Origin of the sequence: Streptomyces sp. SID8352 (assembly GCF_009862265.1) — a bacterium.
GTDB lineage: Bacteria > Actinomycetota > Actinomycetes > Streptomycetales > Streptomycetaceae > Streptomyces.
In genome coordinates, this window is record NZ_WWGX01000035.1 from 215,740 (window position 1) to 235,969 (window position 20,230).

The 20,230-nt window shown below is 74.0% G+C and carries 16 protein-coding genes; 15 read left to right on the forward strand and 1 reads right to left on the reverse strand.

The genetic code is table 11. From position 1 onward, the window contains the following. Nucleotides 1-66: 66 nt before the first annotated feature. The 15 genes from GTY84_RS12405 to GTY84_RS12475 all read left to right on the forward strand — a co-directional run bounded on the left by GTY84_RS12405 (nucleotide 67) and on the right by GTY84_RS12475 (nucleotide 18,001). Entirely contained in the window at nucleotides 67-600 is a 534-nt protein-coding gene (locus GTY84_RS12405; RefSeq protein WP_161226244.1) for a cupin domain-containing protein, read from the forward strand. Continuing rightward, complete coding sequence (locus tag GTY84_RS12410) at nucleotides 593-1,537, forward strand: VOC family protein (RefSeq protein WP_161226245.1); 945 nt, start codon at nucleotides 593-595, stop codon at nucleotides 1,535-1,537. Before GTY84_RS12405 ends, GTY84_RS12410 begins: the two co-directional genes overlap by 8 nt. Beyond that, nucleotides 1,534-2,328 (forward strand): aspartate dehydrogenase domain-containing protein, encoded by a 795-nt coding sequence (locus GTY84_RS12415; RefSeq protein WP_161226246.1) that lies wholly within the window; start codon nucleotides 1,534-1,536, stop codon nucleotides 2,326-2,328. The genes GTY84_RS12410 and GTY84_RS12415 overlap by 4 nt, the downstream gene beginning before the upstream one ends. Further along, entirely contained in the window at nucleotides 2,325-3,236 is a 912-nt protein-coding gene (locus GTY84_RS12420) for an alpha/beta fold hydrolase (protein ID WP_161226247.1), read from the forward strand. The genes GTY84_RS12415 and GTY84_RS12420 overlap by 4 nt, the downstream gene beginning before the upstream one ends. Continuing rightward, nucleotides 3,221-3,997 carry an SDR family oxidoreductase gene (locus GTY84_RS12425; RefSeq protein WP_161226248.1) on the forward strand — a complete coding sequence of 259 codons (777 nt, stop codon included), beginning with the start codon at nucleotides 3,221-3,223 and terminating at the stop codon, nucleotides 3,995-3,997. Before GTY84_RS12420 ends, GTY84_RS12425 begins: the two co-directional genes overlap by 16 nt. Before the next feature lie 85 nt (nucleotides 3,998-4,082). Beyond that, nucleotides 4,083-5,714 (forward strand): thiamine pyrophosphate-binding protein, encoded by a 1,632-nt coding sequence (locus GTY84_RS12430; protein WP_161226249.1) that lies wholly within the window; start codon nucleotides 4,083-4,085, stop codon nucleotides 5,712-5,714. Between the two features lie 45 nt (nucleotides 5,715-5,759). Beyond that, entirely contained in the window at nucleotides 5,760-7,253 is a 1,494-nt protein-coding gene (locus GTY84_RS12435; RefSeq protein ID WP_161226250.1) for a 4-hydroxyphenylacetate 3-hydroxylase N-terminal domain-containing protein, read from the forward strand. Between the two features lie 8 nt (nucleotides 7,254-7,261). After that, nucleotides 7,262-8,419 (forward strand): flavin reductase, encoded by a 1,158-nt coding sequence (locus GTY84_RS12440; RefSeq protein WP_161226251.1) that lies wholly within the window; start codon nucleotides 7,262-7,264, stop codon nucleotides 8,417-8,419. Nucleotides 8,420-9,399: 980 nt separating this feature from the next. Then, nucleotides 9,400-9,870 carry a hypothetical protein gene (locus GTY84_RS12445; RefSeq protein WP_161226252.1) on the forward strand — a complete coding sequence of 157 codons (471 nt, stop codon included), beginning with the start codon at nucleotides 9,400-9,402 and terminating at the stop codon, nucleotides 9,868-9,870. Continuing rightward, nucleotides 9,860-10,840: an FkbO/Hyg5 family chorismatase gene (locus tag GTY84_RS12450; RefSeq protein ID WP_202550907.1), complete on the forward strand. Its 981-nt coding sequence runs from the start codon at nucleotides 9,860-9,862 to the stop codon at nucleotides 10,838-10,840. The genes GTY84_RS12445 and GTY84_RS12450 overlap by 11 nt, the downstream gene beginning before the upstream one ends. A 40-nt stretch (nucleotides 10,841-10,880) precedes the next feature. Beyond that, nucleotides 10,881-11,909 carry an LLM class flavin-dependent oxidoreductase gene (locus tag GTY84_RS12455; protein ID WP_161226253.1) on the forward strand — a complete coding sequence of 343 codons (1,029 nt, stop codon included), beginning with the start codon at nucleotides 10,881-10,883 and terminating at the stop codon, nucleotides 11,907-11,909. Beyond that, nucleotides 11,894-13,138, forward strand: coding sequence for a 3-deoxy-7-phosphoheptulonate synthase (locus GTY84_RS12460; RefSeq protein WP_161226254.1), 1,245 nt, complete (start codon nucleotides 11,894-11,896; stop codon nucleotides 13,136-13,138). The genes GTY84_RS12455 and GTY84_RS12460 overlap by 16 nt, the downstream gene beginning before the upstream one ends. Further along, nucleotides 13,135-14,193 carry a Zn-dependent alcohol dehydrogenase gene (locus tag GTY84_RS12465; protein WP_161226255.1) on the forward strand — a complete coding sequence of 353 codons (1,059 nt, stop codon included), beginning with the start codon at nucleotides 13,135-13,137 and terminating at the stop codon, nucleotides 14,191-14,193. The genes GTY84_RS12460 and GTY84_RS12465 overlap by 4 nt, the downstream gene beginning before the upstream one ends. An 816-nt stretch (nucleotides 14,194-15,009) precedes the next feature. Beyond that, entirely contained in the window at nucleotides 15,010-16,023 is a 1,014-nt protein-coding gene (locus GTY84_RS12470; protein WP_161226256.1) for a helix-turn-helix transcriptional regulator, read from the forward strand. A gap of 385 nt (nucleotides 16,024-16,408) precedes the next feature. Then, complete coding sequence (locus tag GTY84_RS12475) at nucleotides 16,409-18,001, forward strand: MFS transporter (RefSeq protein ID WP_161226257.1); 1,593 nt, start codon at nucleotides 16,409-16,411, stop codon at nucleotides 17,999-18,001. Between the two features lie 267 nt (nucleotides 18,002-18,268). On the opposite strand, the gene GTY84_RS12480 is transcribed toward GTY84_RS12475, so the two are convergent. Then, nucleotides 18,269-19,630, reverse strand: a complete 1,362-nt coding sequence (locus GTY84_RS12480; protein ID WP_161226258.1) for an MFS transporter — start codon at nucleotides 19,628-19,630, stop codon at nucleotides 18,269-18,271. Nucleotides 19,631-20,230: the final 600 nt, after the last annotated feature.

Below are 20,230 nucleotides of genomic sequence, written 5' to 3' on the forward strand. Positions count from 1 at the left end.
GCACGCGCACCACTCCACCCCGCCCGACACGGGCACCACCCCACCCGACACGCAAAGGACACACCCGTGAACCAGCACAGCACCGCCCACGAGGACCGGTCCCCGTCCGCCCTCCGGGAACTCCTCGACTCCTGCGTGGCCACCCGCGAGTCACGCCACGAGGACTGGGACACCCTGGGCTTCCAGGCCAAGGCCGGCGACGAGTTCCGGCGCGCGCAGATCCGCTACGTCGGATCCGGCGCCACCGGCGACCACGAGGGCGACGACCGGATACTCCCGGCCGGCCACTTCACCTTCTCGAACATGCGCCTGCCCGCCGGAGCCGTCGGCCCCGAGCACACCCACCACGACGCCGAGGAGGCCTTCTTCGTCCTCGAGGGGACCCTGGAGGTCACCGTCCACGACGTCGAGGACGGCACGCGGACGGCCAGCCGCACCCTCGGCTACCGCGACCTGGTCAGGGTCCCGGCCGGAGTGCCCCGCAGCCTGCGCAACACCGGGGAGACCGACGCCCTCTTCTGCGTGATCATCGGCGCGGCCCGGCCGCAACTGCCGACCTACCCGTCGACCTCCGCGATGCACGGCGTGACCCGTGACTGACCACCGCCCCTCCGGCCCGCCCGCCCCGGTCGTCCGGCTCCGCTCACTGCGCTCGGTGACCCTCCACACGCCGGACGCCGCCGAGTCCGCCGCCTTCTACGGCGAGGTCTGGGGCCTGACCCCGGTGGAGCGCGACGACGGAGCGGCCTGGCTGCGCGGCACCGGCACCGAACACCACATCCTCGAGGTCCGGGAGGCCGCCCGGAACGCCGTCGGCAAGATCGTTTTCTCGGTCGGGGACCGCCGGGAGATCGACTCCGCGGCCCGGCGGCTGGCCGGACACGGAGTGCAGCTCCTGACCGGCCCCACCGCACTGGACCAGCCGGGCGGCGGCTACGGACTGAGGTTCGCCGACCCCGAGGGCCGGCTGATCGAACTCTCCTGCGAGGTCGAGGCCGTCACCCCCGGCGACCCGGAGGGCCGCGCCGCGATCCCGCGCAAGCTCGCCCACGTCGTCCTCAACACCGTCGACATCGAGGCCGCCTGCGCCTTCTACACCGACGTCCTCGGCATGCGGATATCCGACTGGTCGGAACGGCAGATGGCGTTCCTGCGCTGCGGCACCGACCACCACTCCATCGCCTTCAACCGGGCGGAATGGACCTCGCTCAACCACGTGGCCTACGAGATGACGACGATCGACCACTTCATGCGCGGCATCGGCCGGCTCAGACACCACGGACAGCTCCCCCTGTGGGGACCGGGACGGCACGGCCCCGGCAACAACACCTTCTCCTACTTCGCCGACCCCTCGGGACTCGTCTGCGAGTACACCTCCGAGGTCGACCAGGTCCAGGAGGACACCTGGCTCTGCCGCACCTGGCGGCGCACCCCGGAACTCTCCGACCTGTGGGGCACCGCGGGACCGCCCTCCGCGGACACCCGCACCCGCATGGCCGGCATCCCCGACCCCGGAACCCTCGGCGGCCCGGCATGACGGCCCCCCGCGAACTGACCGTGGCCGTACTGGGACACGGAGCCATCGGGTCCGCCGTCGCGGCGGCGCTGCGGGCGAACGCCGTACCGGGCGCCAGACTGGTCGCCGTCGTCGACCGCGTACCGCCCGCCCCGCCCGTGCCCGCCGCCTCGCTCGACACGGCCCTCGAACGCGCCGAACTCGTCGTGGAATGCGCCGGGCAGACCGCCCTGCGCGAGGCCGGACCCGCCGTCGTGGCCGCCGGCCGCCACCTGCTCGCCCTGTCCACCGGCGCCCTCGCGGACACGGCCCTGCACGAGCGCCTGCTCGCGGGCCCCGGCCGGCTCACCCTGTGCGCCGGCGCCGTCGGCGGCCTCGACCTCCTGACGACCGCCACGCGCCAGGCCCCCTTCGACACCGTCACGATCCGCACGACCAAGGCCCCCAGAGCCCTGCTGCGGCCCTGGATGACCGAGCGCGAGACCGAGCGCCTGCACACCGCGACGGCCCCCTTCGAGGTGCTGCGCGGCCCCGCCCGCGAGGTCACCCGCGCGTTCCCCGCCACCAGCAACGTGGCGGCGTCCGTGGCCCTGGCCGTCGGCGACTGGGACCTCGTCGAGGCATCCGTCGTCGCCGACCCCGAGGCGAGGCTGAGCCGGCACCGGATCGAGGCGTCCGGACCCACGGGCCGGTACGCCTTCGACGTCGCCAACCACCCCTCCCCGGACAACCCGAGAACCAGCGCGGTGGTGCCGTACGCGGTCCTGCGCGCCATCGGCGCCCTGGTGGGGACCAACGGGAGCGTGGCATGACCACCACACGCACCGTCACCACCGGAACCGGCCTGCGCGTCGACACCGCGGGCGAACACGGCACCCCCGTGCTCCTGCTCCACGGGATCGGCTCGGCCGCCGCCTCCTTCGCCGGGCAACTGCCCGCACTCGCCCGCCACCACCGGGCGGCAGCCTGGGACGCCCCCGGCTACGCCCGCTCGGACGACCCCCCCGCCCCCTACCGCATGGACGACTTCGCCGACGCCGCCGCTGCCGTGCTGACCGGCCTCGGACCACCGCCCGCGCACGTCGTCGGGGTCTCCTGGGGCGGCGTCGTCGCCACCCGCCTGGCACTGCGCCACCCGCACCTGCTGCGCTCCCTCGTCCTCGTCGGCTCCACCCGAGGCTCGGGCCGCGACCCCGCGGCGGCACGGGCGATGCTCGAACGGGGCGGGGAACTGGCCGCGCTCGGGGCACGGGAGTTCGCCCGGACCAGAGCACCCCGGCTGCTCTCCGACCGGGCCCCGGCATCCGCCGTCGCCGCCGTGCGCGACCTGATGGCCCGCTCCGTACGCCTGCCCGGATACGCCGAGGCCGCCGCCTCCATGGCCGAGACCGACCACACCGGGGCACTGCCCACCCTGCGCCTGCCCACCCTCGTCCTGGTCGGCGAGCACGACCGGGTCACCGGCGTCGCGGAGTCGGAGCACATCCACCGGCTGGTCCCCGGCAGCGCGTTCGCCGTCATCCCCGGCGCCGGCCACCTCGCCAACCAGGAGCGGCCCGACCTCTTCCTCCGCCTCCTGGAGGGCTTCCTCGCCGACGTGGACGCCCGGCCCGGCCCGGCCGCGGACGGGCCCGCCCCCCGCGAGGACCCGCCACCGGGACGGGCCGCGACGACGGACGGCGCGACGCGTGACAAGGAGCGCACATGGACCTCCGACTGAACGGCAGGGCCTACCTGGTCACCGGCGCGAGTTCCGGTGTGGGACTCGCCACCGCGCGGCTGCTGCTCGACGAGGGCTGCGCCGTCGCCGCGTGCGCCCGAGACGGGGACCGCCTCACCGCCGCCCTCGGCCCCGACACCGACCGGCTGCTCACCGGGGCGGCCGACGTCCGCGACCCCGAGGCGGTCCGGAGCCTCACCGAACGGGCCGCCGGCCGCTTCGGCCGCCTGGACGGCGTCGTCAACAACGCCGGCCGCTCGCTGATGGCCCCCTGGAACGGCACGTCCAGGGACCAGTGGCGGGCCGAACTCGAACTCAAGCTCTTCTCCGTGCTCAACACCGTCGAGGCCGCGCTGCCCTGGCTGGGCGCCTCCGACGGGCCGTCCGTCGTCAACGTCAACGCGATCCTCGCCCGCCAGCCCGAGCCCGCCCTCGCCGCCACCTCGGCCGCCCGGGCCGCCCTGCTCAACCTCACCCGCACCCTGGCCACCGACCTCGGCCCGCGGGGCATCCGCGTCAACTCGGTATCCCTGGGACTGATCGACACCGGCCAGTGGCGACGGCGCCACCGGGAGGACGGCGGCAAACACGACTACACGGCCTGGAGCGCCGCCCTCGCCGCCGACCGCGGCATCCCGATGGGCCGTCTCGGCACGGCCGAGGAGGTCGCGTTCCCCGTCGTCACCCTGCTCTCCCCCCGGTCGGCCTACGTCACCGGGGCGACGCTCGACGTCGGCGGCGGGGTGAGCCGCTATGCGTGAGCGGCACCCGACGGCGGCGGCCCCGCCGCCCGCCCCCGCGGCGGCGCCCCATCCCCCGGAACCGAGACCTAGAACGGAGCCTCCCATGCCCCAGGGCGACGGCGGTGAACTGCTGGTGACCGTACTGCGCGAACAGGGCGCCGAAGTGGTCTTCGGCGTGGTGAGCGTGCACAACCTCCCGCTCGTCGAAGCGGTCAGCGGCGCACTGAGGTTCGTCCCGGTGCGGCACGAGGCCGCGGCGGTGAACGCGGCCGACGCGTACGCCCGGGTGAGCGGCGGCCTGGGCGTCGCGCTGACCAGCACCGGAACGGGCTGCGGCAACGCGGCCGGCTCCCTGATCGAGGCCCAGTCGGGCGGAGCACCGGTCCTGCACGTGACGGGCCAGATCGACAGCCGGTACCTCGGACTCGGCCGCGGAGTCATCCACGAGACCCGCGACCAGACCGGACTGCTGCGCGCGGTCTCCGCCCACACCGCGACGGTACGGCCGGGCGCGGACGCGGGCGCCCTGCTCCGCGACGCGATCGCGCACGCCCGCACACCCCCGTGCGGCCCGGTCAGCGTCGAGTGGCCGATCGACCTCCAGTACGCCCGCCACCGGCTCGACGGCCCGGCCGTCCCGGCCGGCCACCCGCCCGCCCCGGACCCCGGACAGCTCGCCGCCGCGGCCGAACTGCTGGCGGCGGCCCGCCGGCCGGTGATCTGGGCCGGCGGCGGCGCCCGCCGCGCCGGCCGCCCCCTGCTCGCCCTCGCCGAACGGCTCGGGGCCCCCGTACTGTCCAGCAACGCGGGCCGCGGCACCCTGCCGGAGGACCATCCGCTGGTGGTGGGCAACTTCGCCGCGTCGCCCGCCGGCCGGGAACTGCTGGCGGACGCGGACCTCCTGCTGAGCGTGGGAACCCACTTCCGCTCCAACGAGACCGCCGACTACACCCTCCCCTCGCCCGGCCGCCACGTCCAGATCGACATCTCGGCACCCGCGATCGGCCGGGTCGTCCCCGCCGACGCGGGGATCGTCGCCGCGGCCCACCCAGCCCTCACCGCTCTGCTGGAACTGCTCCCGGACAGCGGCGCCGAGCCGGGATGGAGGCAGCGCGGCGCGGACCTCGCCGCCCGGGCCCGCACCGACCTGCGGGCCGCGATCGGCCCGTACGCACTGGTCTGCGACGCGCTCAGGAGCCGCCTGGACCGGGCGTCGGTGATCGCCCGCGACGTGACCATCGCCTCCAGCCAGTGGGGCAACCGGCTGCTGGAGATCTACGACCCCTCGACCAACCTCTTCCCGCTGGGCGGCGGCATCGGCCAGGGCCTGTCCATGGGGATCGGCGGCGCCCTCGCCCGGCCCCGCACACCCACCCTGGTCATCGCAGGCGACGGCGGACTCAGTGTCCACCTCGGTGAACTCGGCACGCTCGCCCAGGAACGGCCCTGGCTGGTGCTGTGCGTCTTCAACGACGGGGGCTACGGCGTGCTCCGCAACATGCAGGAGGCCCACCGCGGCCGGCGCAGCGGAGTGGACCTGACCACGCCCGACTTCGCGGCCCTGGCCGCCGCCTACCGGCTGCCCTTCCAACGGGTCACCCGCGCCCAGGACTTCGCCCGCGCCCTCGACGAGAGCCTCGCCGTCCGCGGACCGAGCGTGATCGAGATCGACGTGGACGCGCTCGGCCCCACCCCGGTCCCCTTCACCCCGCCCGTCACGGTCCCCGGCACCTGACCCCCGGCACCCGCCCCCGCCCCCGACCCCCTCTGGACGTGACCCATGACGAACCAACTCCTCGACGGACAGTCCTACCTGGAAAGCCTGCGCGACGGCCGCACCGTCTACATCGACGGCGAGAAGGTCGAGGACGTCACCGAACACCCGGCGTTCCGCAACAGCGCGCGCTCCGTGGCCCGCCTCTACGACGCCCTCCACGATCCCGTGACACGTGACGCCCTGACCTTCGAGGACGACCAGGGCATCACCACCCACCGGTTCTTCGCGCCGTCCCGCACGGCCGACGAACTGCTGGGGGCACGGGACGCCATCGCCGCGTGGTCCCGGCTCAGCTACGGCTTCATGGGCCGCACGCCCGACTACAAGGCCGCCTTCATGGCGAGCCTGTCCAGCGACCCCGAGCTGTACGCCCCCTACGCGGACAACGCCCGCGCCTGGTACCGCCGTTACGCCTCCCAGGCACTGTTCCTCAACCACGTCCTCGTCAACCCGCCGGTCGACCGCAGCCGTCCGGTCCACGAGGTGGGCGACGTGTTCGTGCACGTCGTCAGGGAGAACGACCGGGGCATCGTCGTCAGCGGCGCCAAGATGCTGGCGACCGGCTCGGCACTGACCCACGCCACGTTCGTCGCACAGAACAGCGCGGTCGGGCTCGAACCGGGCAAGGCCGAGGACTTCGCCCTGGCGTTCATCGCCCCCATGGACACCCCCGGCTGCGTCCTGCTCAGCCGCAGCTCCTACGAAGCCGCCGCCACCAGCCCGTTCGACCACCCGCTCTCCTCGCGCTTCGACGAGAACGACGCGGTCCTCGTCTTCCAGGAAGCACTCATCCCCTGGGAGAACGTGCTGATCTACCGGGACGTGGAGAGGGCCAACTCCTTCTTCCCCCGCTCGGGGTTCATCAACCGCTCGCACCTCCAGGCGGGCACCCGCTTCGCCGTCAAACTCGACCTGATGGCCGGGCTGTTCGCGCGGGCCGCCAAGTCGAACGGCACCGACGGGTTCCGCGGGGTGCAGGCGGCCATCGGCGAGGTGCTCACCCTGCGCAACACCGCCTGGGCCCTCTCCACGGTCATGGCGACGGACACCCAGCCCGGCCCCGGGGGAAGCGTCGTCCCCCGCATCGAACACGCGGGCTCCCTGCGCATGTTCACCTCCCAGGCATGGGAACGCGTCCGGGAACTCTTCGAAACGCACCTCGGGGGCGCCCCGCTGGTGGTGCCCTCCAGCCACCGCGACCTCGCCAACCCCGAACTCCGCCCGCTCATCGACCGCTACTACCGCGGCTCGGACTCCTCGGCCGAGAGCCGCATCAAACTCTTCAAGCTGGTCTGGGACACCATCGGCACGGGCTTCGGAGGACGCCACGACCTGTACGAGCGGGTCTACTCCGGCAACGCCGACCAGGTCAGGATCGACGCCCTGAACGCGGCCCGGCGCGGCGGACTCGCCGACCGCCTCGACGCCTTCGCCGAGGAGTGCATGGCCGACTACGACCTCGACGGCTGGGTCCGCGGCCCCTGGGCACAGCGGTGAATCGGCCCGTGGACCAGGCGCCTTCGGAGCAGGCGCCCATGGAGCAGGCTCCCCTGGACCAGACGCTGTTCCGGCACGTCATCGGACACTTCGCCAGCGGCGTGGCCGTCATCACCACCCGGGAGGGGGACACCGACCACGGAATGACCGTGAGCGCCGTCTCCTCCCTCTCCCTCGACCCGCCGATGCTGCTGGTCTGCGCGCACACCAAGGCGCCGACCCACGCGGCCCTCCACCGCGCGGGAGTGTTCTGCGTCAACGTGCTCGGCGAGAACCAGGAGCACCTCGCCTCCCAGTTCGCCGGCCCCCGCGCCGACAAGTTCGCCGGCGTCGCCCATGAGCGCGGCGCCCGGGGAATGCCGGTCCTCACGGACGCGCTCGCGGTCCTGGAGTGCGAGGTGGTGGAGGACATCGTCGGCGGCACCCACCGGGTCTTCCTGGCCCGGGTACTGGGCGCGCGGGCACGGGAGGGATCCCCGCTCGCCTACTTCCGGGGCGGCTTCGGCCGGTTCGAACCCGCCCGGCACACCGTCGCCCACGAACGGCTGCGGGACCTCGTCGTCAGCCGGCGGCTGCCGCCGGACACCGGCCTGCGCGCCGAGGACCTCGCCCCACTGCTGGACACCCCGGTGGCCGCGGCCCACTACGCGGTGACCCGGCTGGTGGGGGAGGGGCTCATCGGCCGCGACCCCGAACGCGGACACGTCCTGGTCCCCCTGGCCCGTGCCTCCGTCGACGCGTTCGACGGCCGCCTCGCCCTGGAGATCGGCGTCGCGGCCGGCCTGCCGGGTCCCCTGGACCCGGCAGCGGTCCGGCAGTGGCGGGAGATCGCGGACCGGGCGGGCAAACACGTCGCCCACGGACGGATCACGGACACCGACGGCTACCTCACCGCGATCGAGGAGTTCCACGAGTACCTGATCGGACTCGCGGGGAACCCGAGCCTGCGCCGGATCTACCGGCGACTCGGTACACCCGGCCTCATGGCCGCGGCACTCAGCGGCAGCGACACCCCCAGCGCCCACGCCGTCGAGGAGCACCACGAGATCATCGACGCCTTCGCCGCCGGTGACTTCGCCGGGATCAAGCGGGTCCTCACCCTCCACAACCAGCACACGAAACAGGCACAGCACCACGGCGTCGGCGGGGAGGCGACCGCCTCCTGAGACACGCCGACGCCCCGCCCCCGGCCCCCGGACCGACCGCCGACCGGCGGGGAGCGCCGGGGGCCGTCCGGCCAACGGCCGATCCCGGTCGCCGGGGCCCGGCGGGCGGGTGAGCCCGGCCTCCGCGAGCGATCCGGAAGACACCCGGCGGCGCCTTCAGCGCATCGCCCGGTACTCGCCGGTCCCCCGCCGGACGGGGCCCGGGCCCATCGGCATCGTGCGGACGCGCTCCGACACGGCGGCTCCGCCCGGCGCGGTGCGAACGGGCTTCGGCTCCCCGGCGGCCCCCGCCCGGTCCTGACGGGTGCCGACCGGCCGAAGGCGATCGGCTCCTCCCGGCCCCGGAGGTCCCAGCAAGGCGTTGGACGTGCCGGTGGGTGATGAGGCGGGTGGCGCGCCCGAGGAACACTTCGTGGATGTCGCCGCGTCGTTCCCGCCGGACACCACGCCCTCGTCGACGCACAGGGCATTCCGACCGCTGACTTCTCATGACGGCGGAGTTGCCGGATGATGCATGTGCTGTGGACAGCGGGTGACGCCTTCGTGCGGGAGCGCGGCCTGATTCGCGACACCCACACTCCTGAGGCGCGGGCCGCTTTCTGCGGCATTCACGGCGCACGCCGGTCCGGTGACCTCGCAGGCGCGGGCCGAGCGGCACTGCATGCCGCTCCCGCCGCGGCAGCCGGCGCCCCCCCGGGGAATCGGCGCCACCGCACGTCGGCGCGGGTCCGAAGCGTCGTCCGCTCCGTGGAGACGTGCGGGAAGCGGCGGATGGCGGTATCCGACCGGTGTTCAACGCGTGCACGCCGTGCCACCCGTCCGGACCTTTCACCGACCGGACCGCTGCGCCCTACTGGAGAGGACGAGAAGGCCGGAGGGAGCGCGGCGGTGGCTGTCCGCCGCCAGGCCCCGGCCGTCTCCGCCGGCCTGCCCGGGCGCGCCGGCGGAGGACAGAGGACCACGACACCCAGGAGGGCTTCATGCTCACCGACCTCTCCCCCCGGCGCAGGCGCCGCCTTGTCGCGGCATGCGGCGCGGCCCTGCTGGTATGCGCGGCCGGCGGCACCACACTCGCCGCCGCGATGCCCGCCCAGACACCCCGGACATGCGGCCTCGGCACCCTGAAGGGCCGCTACCACTTCGCCGCCGACGGATGGCTGACCACCGCATCGGGCCGGACTCCCCTCAGCTACGCCGGATTCGAGGAGTTCGACGGCGCGGGACACATCAAGGGGACCATCCGCGTGAGCGTCGGCGGAAACGTCGCTCCCATCGAACGGTACGACGCCGCCTACACGCTCGGTTCCGACTGCGTGGCCTCCCAGACCGGAGTCATCGCCGGGGAGATGACCCACTGGGACCTCTACCCGTCCCCGAAGGGGGACCGGTTCACCTTCATCCGCACCGACCCGGGGACGGTCACTTCGGGGGTCGAACACCGTGTCGGCTGACAGGCCCCTGACGGCGGTGTTCGCCGACCGGGAACCGGCGGAGGGCGCGCAGGGAGTGCTCGGTTTCGTCACCCACGGCACGGAGCTGGACAGCGGACTGCGCTTCGACGGGATACCCCGCCTCTCCCTGCCCGTATCGGACAGCGGGTGGCAGTTCTCCGAGACATGGAGCGCGGGAGGAGCCGTCAGAAGCGGACGGGTGGGGAACCTGGTGTACGCCCACGACGGGGAACGGCTGTTCTGCGCGGCCCACATCCCCGCGTCGCCCACCTACCACGAGTCGACCGAGGCCATCTACCGGGCGGTCTTCGAACTGACCGGCAGGCTCCGCTACCCGCGCGTGTTCCGGATGTGGAACTTCATCGGCGGGATCAACGACGACAACAGCGAGGGCACCGAGATCTACCGCGACTTCTGCGTCGGCCGGGCGAGGGCCTTCGAGGAACTCGGCCCGGACGCGCCGGTCCCGGCGGCCACCGGCATCGGCGCGCACGGCCGGGGCATCGGGATCTACGCCCTCGCCTGCCGCGGCGGACTGCCGGTGCACATCGAGAACCCGCAGCAGGTGCCCGCCTACGAGTACCCGGACCGGTACGGCATCAAGCCGCCGAAGTTCGCGCGGGCCACGCTCCTGGACGACGCGGGCACACCCCGCCTGTTCGTCTCCGGCACCGCCAGCATCATCGGCTCGGAGACGGTCGGGCACGGGGACGTGGCGGCTCAGTGCGAGACGACACTGGGAAACATCCGGCTCCTGATCGGCGGTGAGAACCTCCGCGCGCACGGTGGCACCCGCGGCTACACCCTCAGGGACCTCAAGCTCGTGAAGGTCTACGTGAAGCACGCCGCGGACGTGGCACGGGTCGAGGCGCTCTGCGCGGGCCGGTTCGGCACCGGCACCCGGGTCGTGTTCCTGAACGTGGACGTCTGCCGCTCGGACCTGCTGGTGGAGATCGAGGCATATGCCTGACAACGCCCGGGCAACCCGACGAACGAGCAGGAGGACGGGTGTGACCGAGAACGACGGACCGAGGATCGGTGTGGTGCTGCCCGGCCGTGAGGCCGTGGTCACCGGGGGCGGCTACCCGCGTCGCATCGCCGCCCTGGCGGCGCGCGCCGAAGGCATGGGGTACGACTCGGTGTGGGCGGGGGAGTCGCCCCTGGCGCGCTGCCGCTTCGACCCCCTGCTGCTCCTGGCAGCGGCGGCGGCCCGCACGGAACGGATCGCACTGGGCACCGCCGTGGTGCTCGGTGTCCAGCACCAGCCGGTACGCCTCGCCCACGCGACCGCCTGCCTCGACCAACTGGCCGGAGGCCGCCTCCTGCTGGGTCTGGGGGTCGGGTTCACCTCCGCCGCGTGCGAAGCGGAGTTCGCCGCGCTCGGCGTGCCCTATCAGGGCCGGGTGCAGCGGTCCGTTGAACTCATCGAAGCGTGCCGCCTCCTGTGGCAGTCCCACGGGGAGCCCGTGAACTACGAAGGCACACACGTCCGACTGCGGGATGTGGCCATGGAAGTGGCGCCCCACACCAAGGGCGGTCCACCGTTGTGGCTGGCCGGCGCCGCCGCTCCGGCGCTGCGCCGTGTGGGCTCTCTCGCCGACGGCTGGTTCCCCACGGCCACCGGCGCCCAGTCGTACGCGGAGGGCTGGCGCGCGGTCGAGTCCAGCAGAAGCAGGGCCGGCCGGCCGGAGGGTTCCGTCACACCGGCGATGTACGTCACCGTCGCACTCGGAAAGGACAGGCCCGCGGCGGAAGCGGATCTAGAGCGCTTCGTCCGCGGCTACTACCGGCAGGACCTCGCATCGATCCGCCGAACCCAGGGAGTGTTCGGCGGCACGCCCGAACAGGTCGCCGGACAACTGCTGCGCTACGCCGACGCCGGAGCACGCCACTTCGCGCTCCGCCTCGCCACTCCCGACCTCCTCCCCTCTTCGTACGAGAGGGCGCTGACCGATGTGGCACAACGGCTCGTGCCGCTGCTGCGACGGCGCACCCCCGCCCCGGAGCCGGGAGGTGCCCAGCCGTGCCCGCACCGGTGATCACCGCCCAGGACCAACTGCTGCACGACTACCTGGCACCCGCCCTCGCCCTGCCGGCGGCCCAGCAACCGGTGTGGCCCGAACCCCTGCTGACCCGAGCGGTACGCCAGCTTCTGGGCCACGCCCCGGGCCTGGTCACGGTGGCGGAGATCGAACGACTGCGTCGCCGGCTGGCCGACGTGGCCGAAGGCCGCGCGTTCGTGCTCCAGGGCGGTGACTGCGCCGAGACCTTCGCCGACAACACGCCCGCGCACGTGGGAGCGAACGTGTCCGCGCTGCACCGCACGGCACAGACCCTGCGGCGGGCCACCGGTCTCCCGGTGACGGTCCTCGCACGCCTCGCCGGCCAGTACGCGAAACCGAGGTCGGCGCAGCTCGACGGCCAGGGTCTGCCGAGCTATCGGGGAGATGCGGTCAACGGCCTCGCACCGGACGCCCGTTCCCGCCTCCCCGACGCCGCGCGGATGCTCGCCGCGTACGCCCAGGCCTCCGCGACCCTGAATTGGCTGGGAACCCACTCCTTCGCCCCGGACCTCTTCGTCAGCCATGAAGCACTGCTCCTCGACTACGAGGCCCCGCTGGTGCGCTGGGGACCGGAGGGCAACGCCGCCCGCCCGTACTCGCTGTCGGCGCACTCGCTGTGGATCGGGGAGCGGACCCGGCAGCGGTACGGTGCGCACCTCGCGTTCGCGGCGGCGGTCGACAACCCGGTCGCGGTGAAGCTCGGTCCCCGGGCGACACCCGACGAGGTTCTGCGATACGCGCGGACACTCGATCCGGCCGGGGTGCCGGGACGGCTGACCTTCATCTGCCGGATGGGGCACGACAAGGTCACCGAGTGCCTGCCTCCGCTGATCGCGAAGCTGACCGAGGCCCGGCGCACCGTCGTGTGGCAGTGCGACCCCATGCACGCGAACACCCACGTGTCGGCGAACGGATACAAGACCCGCGACCTCGAGCACGTCATGGCGGAGCTGGACGGCTACTTCTCGGTGCACCGGGCCCTCGGCACCCATCCCGGCGGTGTCCACCTGGAGCTGACGGGGGACGACGTGACCGAGTGCGTCGGGGGCACCCCGCCGGTGACCCCGGACCGCCTCCCGCAGCGCTACCGCACGGCCTGCGACCCCCGTCTCAACCCCGCGCAGACCCGCGAAGTGGCCCGCCAGGTCGGTGACCTGCTGCACGAAGCCGTCATCCGGGCACCGGGACAGGAGGACCTCTCGTGAAAGCGGCCGTTCTGCACCGCGTCGGCGACGGACGCCTGGACCTGCGGGACGACGTGCTCCCCGTCGAGCCCGGCCCCACGGACGTCCGGGTCCGTGTCGAGGCCGCCGGAATCTGCCGCAGCGACCTGTCCGCCATGACCGGCGCACTGCCCGCGCAGGCCCCGCTCGTCCCCGGCCACGAGGGCGCGGGAGTGGTGACCCGGGTCGGCTCCGGTGTGGCCGACCGCAAACCCGGCGACCACGTGGTCCTCACCTTCGTCCCGCCGTGCGGCACCTGCCCCGTCTGTCTGCGCGGCACCCCGCACCTGTGCGAAACGTACGCGCAGGAACCGCCCCGGCTGCGGGTGGGAGGACAGCCGCTGCGCGGCTACGTCGGGCTCGGCACCTTCGCGCGGGAGCTGACGGTGCCGGCCGCCGCCGCGATTCCGGTCGGCGACGTTCCCTTCGACCTCGCGGCGGTGCTGTCCTGCGGCGTGGTGAGCGGGGTCGGCGCGGTCCTCAACACCGCCCGGGTGCGGCCCGGGGAGAGCGTTCTCGTGATCGGCTGCGGAGGAGTGGGCGCGGCGGTGCTCCAGGGCGCCCGGATCGCCGGGGCCGGGCGGGTCATCGCCGTCGACCCCTCGAAGGACAAGCGGGAACTGGCGTACGGGTTCGGCGCCACGGAAGCGCTCACCCCGGAACAACTGGCCGGGCGTGAACACGAACTGGGCGTCGACCACGCCTTCGACGTCGTCGGTTCGCCACGGACCGTGCGGACGGCCTGGGACGCGGTGCGCAGAGGAGGGCAGGCCGTGGTCGTCGGCTCGGGCCGGACCGACGCCCTGGTCACCTTCAACGCCTACGAACTGTTCCGCCACGAGAAGAAGCTGATCGGCTCACTGTCCGGCTCCGCCGATGTCCGGTACGAGTTCGGCCGGCTCCTGCGGCTGTGGCGGGCCGGCCTGCTCGACCTCGAGGCAATGGTCGGTGCGCGCATCCCGTTCGCCCGGATCAACGAAGGCATCGAGGCGCTGAGAACCGGGACCGCGCCGGTACGCCAGGTCGTGGTGTGGTGACAAGGGTGACCGGGGCCGTGAAGCGGCGGGGCGGGAGGACGCGGCGCGGCGCCGCGCCTTCCCGGCCGGCCCCGCGCCTTCCCGGCCGGCCCCGCGTGCCCACCGGGGCCGGGGACGCTCCGCCGGCCGGTGCCGGGCTCCGGTCCCGCTCACCGGCCCGGCGCCGTCGCCCCGCCCTCCGACAGGACATGCCTCGGGCATATGCATTCAATGGGGGTGGAAGGAGTGATTCACCGGCCGCACCGATGCCGGCCGCGAGGATGTTTCACCCGTGTTGGCGGAGTGTGAGGTAGTGGTGACCCATGGATGATCCCTTTGCCTTCTGCCCCCTGCCGGCCGGCCTGCCGCTCCCGGCAGAGGGGCCTGCCCCCGGTGACGCGTGGGCCGTTCCGACCGCTCCGCCCGTGCCGGACGGCGCGGCCACCGTGGAGAGGCCGGCCGACGCCGTCGCACCCGGGCCACTGCCATGACGGCCGGCCCGGCGGGGCGCGAGCCCGCTCGGCCGGATTGACCGCCTGGGACCGCCCCCGGCCGCCCGCCCCGCCGCCCGCCCGGACCTGACGTCCCGCGGATCGGCCATCGGGGCGGCCGCCCGTCCCGGCCGGGGAGCCGTGGCACGGAGGCCGAACGCCACCGTGCCACGGGTGCCCGGTGCCGGCCGGGCACCCGCAGCGCGGGGCCGTCCGCCGGCGGGCGGGGCGTGCGTCGCGGCCGCCGGGAACGGAGGCGGCCCCCGGCGCATCGGAGAGCCCGCGCGGACGAGGCCGTCAAGACCAGGGCAGGTAGGGCTGCGGGACAGCCCTTAGGCTTGCTTCCGTGTCGAGTGCTCACTTCCTGTCCGGCGGGACCGGCTCGGCCGAGCAGGAGCGTCAGTACGCGCGCTACTACTCGGCGATAGCGACCCGCAGCCGGAGCCGGACCACCCCGCACATCACGACGTACACGCTCCGTCCCGAGGTCGGCCGGGGATCGATCGAGGTGACGCGGCTGCGGGGATCGTTGCGGGTGATCCGGTACGACGTGGGCTTCACCGCCGATCACCGGGTCGGCTATCACTTCCCCGGGGACCGCTTCGAGCTGGAGGTCTGCCTCGACGGCCGGCTGCGCATAGCCGAGGACGAGGCGGGAGGGGCGGACCTGGGCCGGTTCTCGTCGTCACTGACGCCTCCGCGGCCCACCAGGGGAATGATCACGCACCCCGCGGGCCGGCCCTATCGCGGTCTCTCGCTGACCGGGTCCCGTGACGCGCTCTCGCCGTACCTGGGGAGCGTCGGCACCGGGGCGTTCGCGTCGGCGCTGGAACGGCTGGACTCGTCCGGGGGCGCCGACCTCTACCTCGGGCGCGGGGCACGGCTCCACGGCCTGCCGGGCCCGCTGGCGGACATCTTCGGATCGCGTGCCGAGAGCCCCGGCGGGATCCTGCTGATGGAGTCGCGGGTGATGGCGGCCCTGGCACTGCTCGTCGACGCGGCGTCGGCGCGCGAGCACCACGGCGGGCTGGACGATCACGAGGCGGAGGCCCTGCGCCGTGTCCCGCTGATCCTGTGGCGGGAGCGCCACGACCCGCCCGCCCTCGCCGAGGTCGCCGGTGAGCTGTCGATGAGCCCGAAGCGCCTGGCCCGCGGTTTCAAGGCGCTGTTCGGCGTGACACCGTTCGAGCACCACCGCCGCCGCTGCCTCGAACGCGCCGCCGAACTGCTACTGGAGACGGACTGGACGGTCGAGCGCATCGGACACGAAGTGGGATACGCGTCGGCCGGCAACTTCGTCTACGCCTTCCGCCGACGCCTCGGGACGACCCCCGCCGCGTACCGGCGCGGGCACAGCTGACCGCTCCGTCCGGATCACCGCGCGGACAGGGGAAGGGGTCCGGCGGCACGGACCGCGGCCGGGCGGGACGCGGCTCTTCCCTCGGCGGGCGCCCCGCCGCCCGCCGCGGCGAAGACCTCACCGCCCGCGTCGTCGTCCGGAACACGTGGCGCGCCGGGCGGGCCTCCCGCCACCGGGGCGCCCGCACCGGACACCGCCGCTCCTTCCGGGCGGCCGGGGCGGACCCCGGCGCGGGCCCGCCGGCCGTGGGCGACGGGCCCGCGCCGCTCGCTCCACATGAACCGGTCCTCCGCTCCACACCCGGTCCGGGCCCCCGGCGCGACGATCGGTGCGGACCGCTTCCCGGCGGCCCGCGCCGACCGCCCCTGGAAGAGGTCCGGACCCCATGTCTCCCCGTGTGCCGCACGACCCGTGTCCGGCCGCCCGCTACCGCGACGCGGTCCGCCCCGCCGACCACGGCGCTGCCGTCGCCGCCGGAGAGCACCGGGAGGCCCCGGCCCCCGGGCCGGTCCGCGGGGCACGTCACGCCGGCCGCGAGACCTTCGTCGGCCGGGAAGGAGACCCCGCCCTCGCGCACGGCCCGGCACCGGCGCCGCCCGAGGGGCGCGTGAAACGGCAGATGCCGCTGGTCATCTCCTGCACGGCGACCTTCCTCCTGCTGGCGTACGCCACGGTCGTGACCGTCGCGATGCCGGTGATCGCCGCCGATCTCCGCACCGGCTTCGGCGCCCTGCAGTGGGTCATCGACATCTACACCATCGCCCTGGCCGCGCTCCTCGTCCCGCTGGGCACCCTCAGCGACAGGATCGGCAGGCGTTCCCTCCTCCTGTGGAGCCTCGTCGCGTTCGCCGCCGCCTCGCTCGCCTGCGCCTCGGCCCCCGGCGTCCTCGTGCTCGTCCTCGCCCGGCTGGTGCAGGGGACCGCCGCCGCCGCGCTGTTCGCCACCACCCTGCCGCTGCTCGACGCCTCCTACAGCGGCCGGGCCAGACACCGTGCCTTTGCCATCTGGGGGGCCGTGTCCGGACTGGCCGCCGCCGTCGGCAACGTCTCCGGCGGGCTGCTCTCCGCCCTCGGCTGGCGCGCCGTCTTCGCCGCCGCCGTCCCCCTCGCGCTCGCCGCCGCGGTGCTCACCGCGGTGTTCCTGCCCCGCGACCGGCCGGGCGGGCGCTCCCCGCTGAACGCCACCGGAATGGTCCTGCTCGGGGCTGCCGTCGGCGGACTCGTCGCCGCCACCCTCGTGTTCGCCGAGCACGGCCCCCACATGAGCGCGACGGCGGTTCTCGTGGCGTGCGCGTGCCTGGGCACCGTGTTCGCCGTCCACGAACGCCGCCACCCGGACCGGGCGCTCATCGGCCCTGCGCTGGTCGGCAACCCCGTCTTCCGCACGACGGCCGTGGTCGCCGCCGCGTACTACTTCGCCGCCTTCGGCACGCTCCCGGCCGTCTCCTTCTGGCTCCAGGACGCACACGGCCTGGCCCCCGCGGCCATCGCGCTGGTCCTCTCCGCGCAACCGGTGGCCTTCTTCCTCACCTCCGCGCTGTCCGGTGCCCGCCTCGGCCGGCTGGACCGGCGCGTCCCCTTCACCGCCGGTCTGGTGATCTGCGGTTCCGGATGCCTCGGCCTCGCGCTGCCCGCGCTGGCACCCGGATGGCAGAGCATCCTGGCCGCGCTGGTCCTCACCGGTGTCGGCTCCGGGATCATCTCCCCCGTGCTGCCGGCCGCCGCCATGGACGGTGTGGCCCCGTCCCGGACGGGCGTCTCCTCCAGCGCGGTCAACGCGGCACGCCAGTTCGGGATCAGCCTCGGCATCGCCGCCTGCGCCGCCGCCGTACGCGTCCACCAGCCCGGTGACGACCCCGCCCGGTGGCCCCGCACCCTGGTCACCATCGCCCTGGCCACCGCCCTGGTCTGCGCCGGGGCGACCGCGGCCGTGCTCCTCGGCCTGCGCCGCCGCCCGTCGCCTGATGCGCCCGCGTAGCACCGTCCGGGCCCGGACGGGAATCCCCCGCGCCCCCGCGGTGGCACTGCCGGAACCTCAGGTGTTCCGGCAGGCCCCCCGGGCGCGACGGTGGGCGCGGCCCGCTCGCCGCCCGCACCCGCTGCCGTGGCGGTGCACGCGCGGCACACGGGCGGCATGGCCGGTGCGGGGGCCGGCCCCGCGAGGCCGCCGCGCCCGGGGCCGGCCCTCACGCCGTGATGTGCGGACGGCCGCCCCGTTCCGTCCGGGCCGGGCGGCTTCCCGTGCTCAGGCGACGGCGAGTTCGGTGCGGCTGGTCTCCTTCAGGGCGAGCACGCAGAGGAAGGAGACCACCGCGGCGCCGATCAGGTACCAGGCCACCGAGTCGCTGGTGTTGGTGGTCGTCATCAGCGACGCCATGATCAAGGCGGCCGGCGCTCCGGCGATCATGCAGGCGAACTGGTAGGAGACCGATGTCCCGGTGTAGCGGTACCGGGCCGGGAACTGCTCGGAGTACATGACGCCGTTGATGGCCCCGGTCGGCCCGTAGCCGAGTACGAGCGGCAGCGCGATACCGAGCACGACCAGGGCGGGATGGCGGGTGTCCAGCAGCATGAAGGAGGGGAAGGCGAGGACGCCCATGGCCGCGGTGGCCGTCAGGTAGACGACCTTGCGGCCGTACCGGTCGGACAGCCAGGCGTAGACGGGCATGAGGACCAGCAGCGCCGCGGCAGAACTCAGGATGCCGGTGAGGGCGTAGGAGTTGGGAAGGCCGAGGGTGTCACGGGCGTAGTTGACGACGAAGACCGTGAAACAGGTGTAGACGATGGTGGACGCGCCGGAGGCGAACATCAGCAGCAGCGTCGGCTTCTTGGCGTTCTGGAAGAGGTCGGCGAGCGGCAGCTTGGGACGCTCCGGGGCGTCTTCCCGCAGCTTCTGGAACTCCTTGGGCTCCTCGATCCTGGTGCGGATCCACAGGCCGATCAGTACCAGCAAACCCGAGAACGCGAAGGGGACGCGCCATCCCCATGAGAGGAACTGGTCCTCGGGCAGCAGCGAGAAGCCCGCGAGCATCCCGGAGGAGAGCAGCTGGCCGGCCGGAATGCCCAGCTGCGCGGCCGAACAGTAGAATCCCCGTTTGTCCCTGGGGGAGTTCTCCATGATGAGGATCGCGGCACCGCCCCATTCCCCGCCCATGCCGATGCCCTGTGCCATGCGAAGAACGACCAGCAGGGCCGGTGCCAGCACACCGATTTGGTCCGCTGTCGGCAGCAGGGCTATCAGGAACGTGCCGACACCCATGATCATCAAGGTGGACACGAGGGCCGTCTTGCGGCCCACCTTGTCCCCGAGGTGACCGAAGACGATGCCGCCCAGGGGGCGCATGACAAAGGCGGCGCCAAAGGTCGCCAGGGAGGCGAGAAGGGCTCCGGTCGGCCCCATGCCGTTGAAGAAGACGTGCGGGAACACGGCGGCTGCGGCGGCGCCGTAGAGGAAGTAGTCGTACCACTCGATGACCGTGCCGCTGAAACTCGCCCGGGCCGTCCTCACGACCGTCGAGCGGTCGAGTTCGGCCGGTGCCGACGGCCGGCCGCCCCCGTCGGGACGGGGGACGGCGTCCGCGCCGGACGCGGAAACGGGCTGGTTCATGTTCGCTCCTAGAGATGGGGGATCAGCGTGGTGAGATGACTGCCGCCCGAAGGGCCGTCGTCCGACTGCGGAAACCGTGACCGTTCCTGAGATCCCGGTGCGGGACTGGGTCGTACCCGTAGGGGAAGGCCGCCCGGAACCGGTGGTGCCGCCCTGCGGGTCCGTTCACGGCGGACCGGTGAAGCGGCTTCCGGCCGGTGCTCCGCCCGCCGGTTCTTCCGCGGATCGCTTCTGGCGGCCGCCCATGAAGTCACGCCCGGGACCCCGTCCCGGGGTGCGGCTTCCCGCGTGCCGGCTTCGAACGGTACAGCGGGCCTCCCGGCGCCGCCGCGGCGGCCGTACGCGCCGGTGGCGGGCCGGACGGCATGCGTGCGCACGCCGTCGGGGGCGGGTGCGAAGGCCGGGTCGCGCTCGGCGGCCGCGTCATGGACCAGCGCCTCGCGGTCCTCCCGGCCAGGATCACGGGCGATGCCCCCGCCCCGCCGCGGGCGGGGCCCGACCGCGTCTCCGGGGCCCGACCGGCAGGGGAGCCGCGGCGGCCGTGCCGAGCGGCCGGGCCACGGCCGCGACGTCCCGGCCGCGGCCTGCGGCGCCGGTCGC

Coding starts and splice junctions, on each gene's coding strand:
- GTY84_RS12415 (WP_161226246.1), top strand. CDS start 1,534: ATGACGGCCCCCCGCGAACTGACCGTGGCCGTACTGGGACACGGAGCC.
- GTY84_RS12420 (WP_161226247.1), top strand. CDS start 2,325: ATGACCACCACACGCACCGTCACCACCGGAACCGGCCTGCGCGTCGAC.
- GTY84_RS12425 (WP_161226248.1), top strand. CDS start 3,221: ATGGACCTCCGACTGAACGGCAGGGCCTACCTGGTCACCGGCGCGAGT.
- GTY84_RS12430 (WP_161226249.1), top strand. CDS start 4,083: ATGCCCCAGGGCGACGGCGGTGAACTGCTGGTGACCGTACTGCGCGAA.
- GTY84_RS12435 (WP_161226250.1), top strand. CDS start 5,760: ATGACGAACCAACTCCTCGACGGACAGTCCTACCTGGAAAGCCTGCGC.
- GTY84_RS12445 (WP_161226252.1), top strand. CDS start 9,400: ATGCTCACCGACCTCTCCCCCCGGCGCAGGCGCCGCCTTGTCGCGGCA.
- GTY84_RS12475 (WP_161226257.1), top strand. CDS start 16,409: ATGTCTCCCCGTGTGCCGCACGACCCGTGTCCGGCCGCCCGCTACCGC.
- GTY84_RS12480 (WP_161226258.1), bottom strand. CDS start 19,630: ATGAACCAGCCCGTTTCCGCGTCCGGCGCGGACGCCGTCCCCCGTCCC.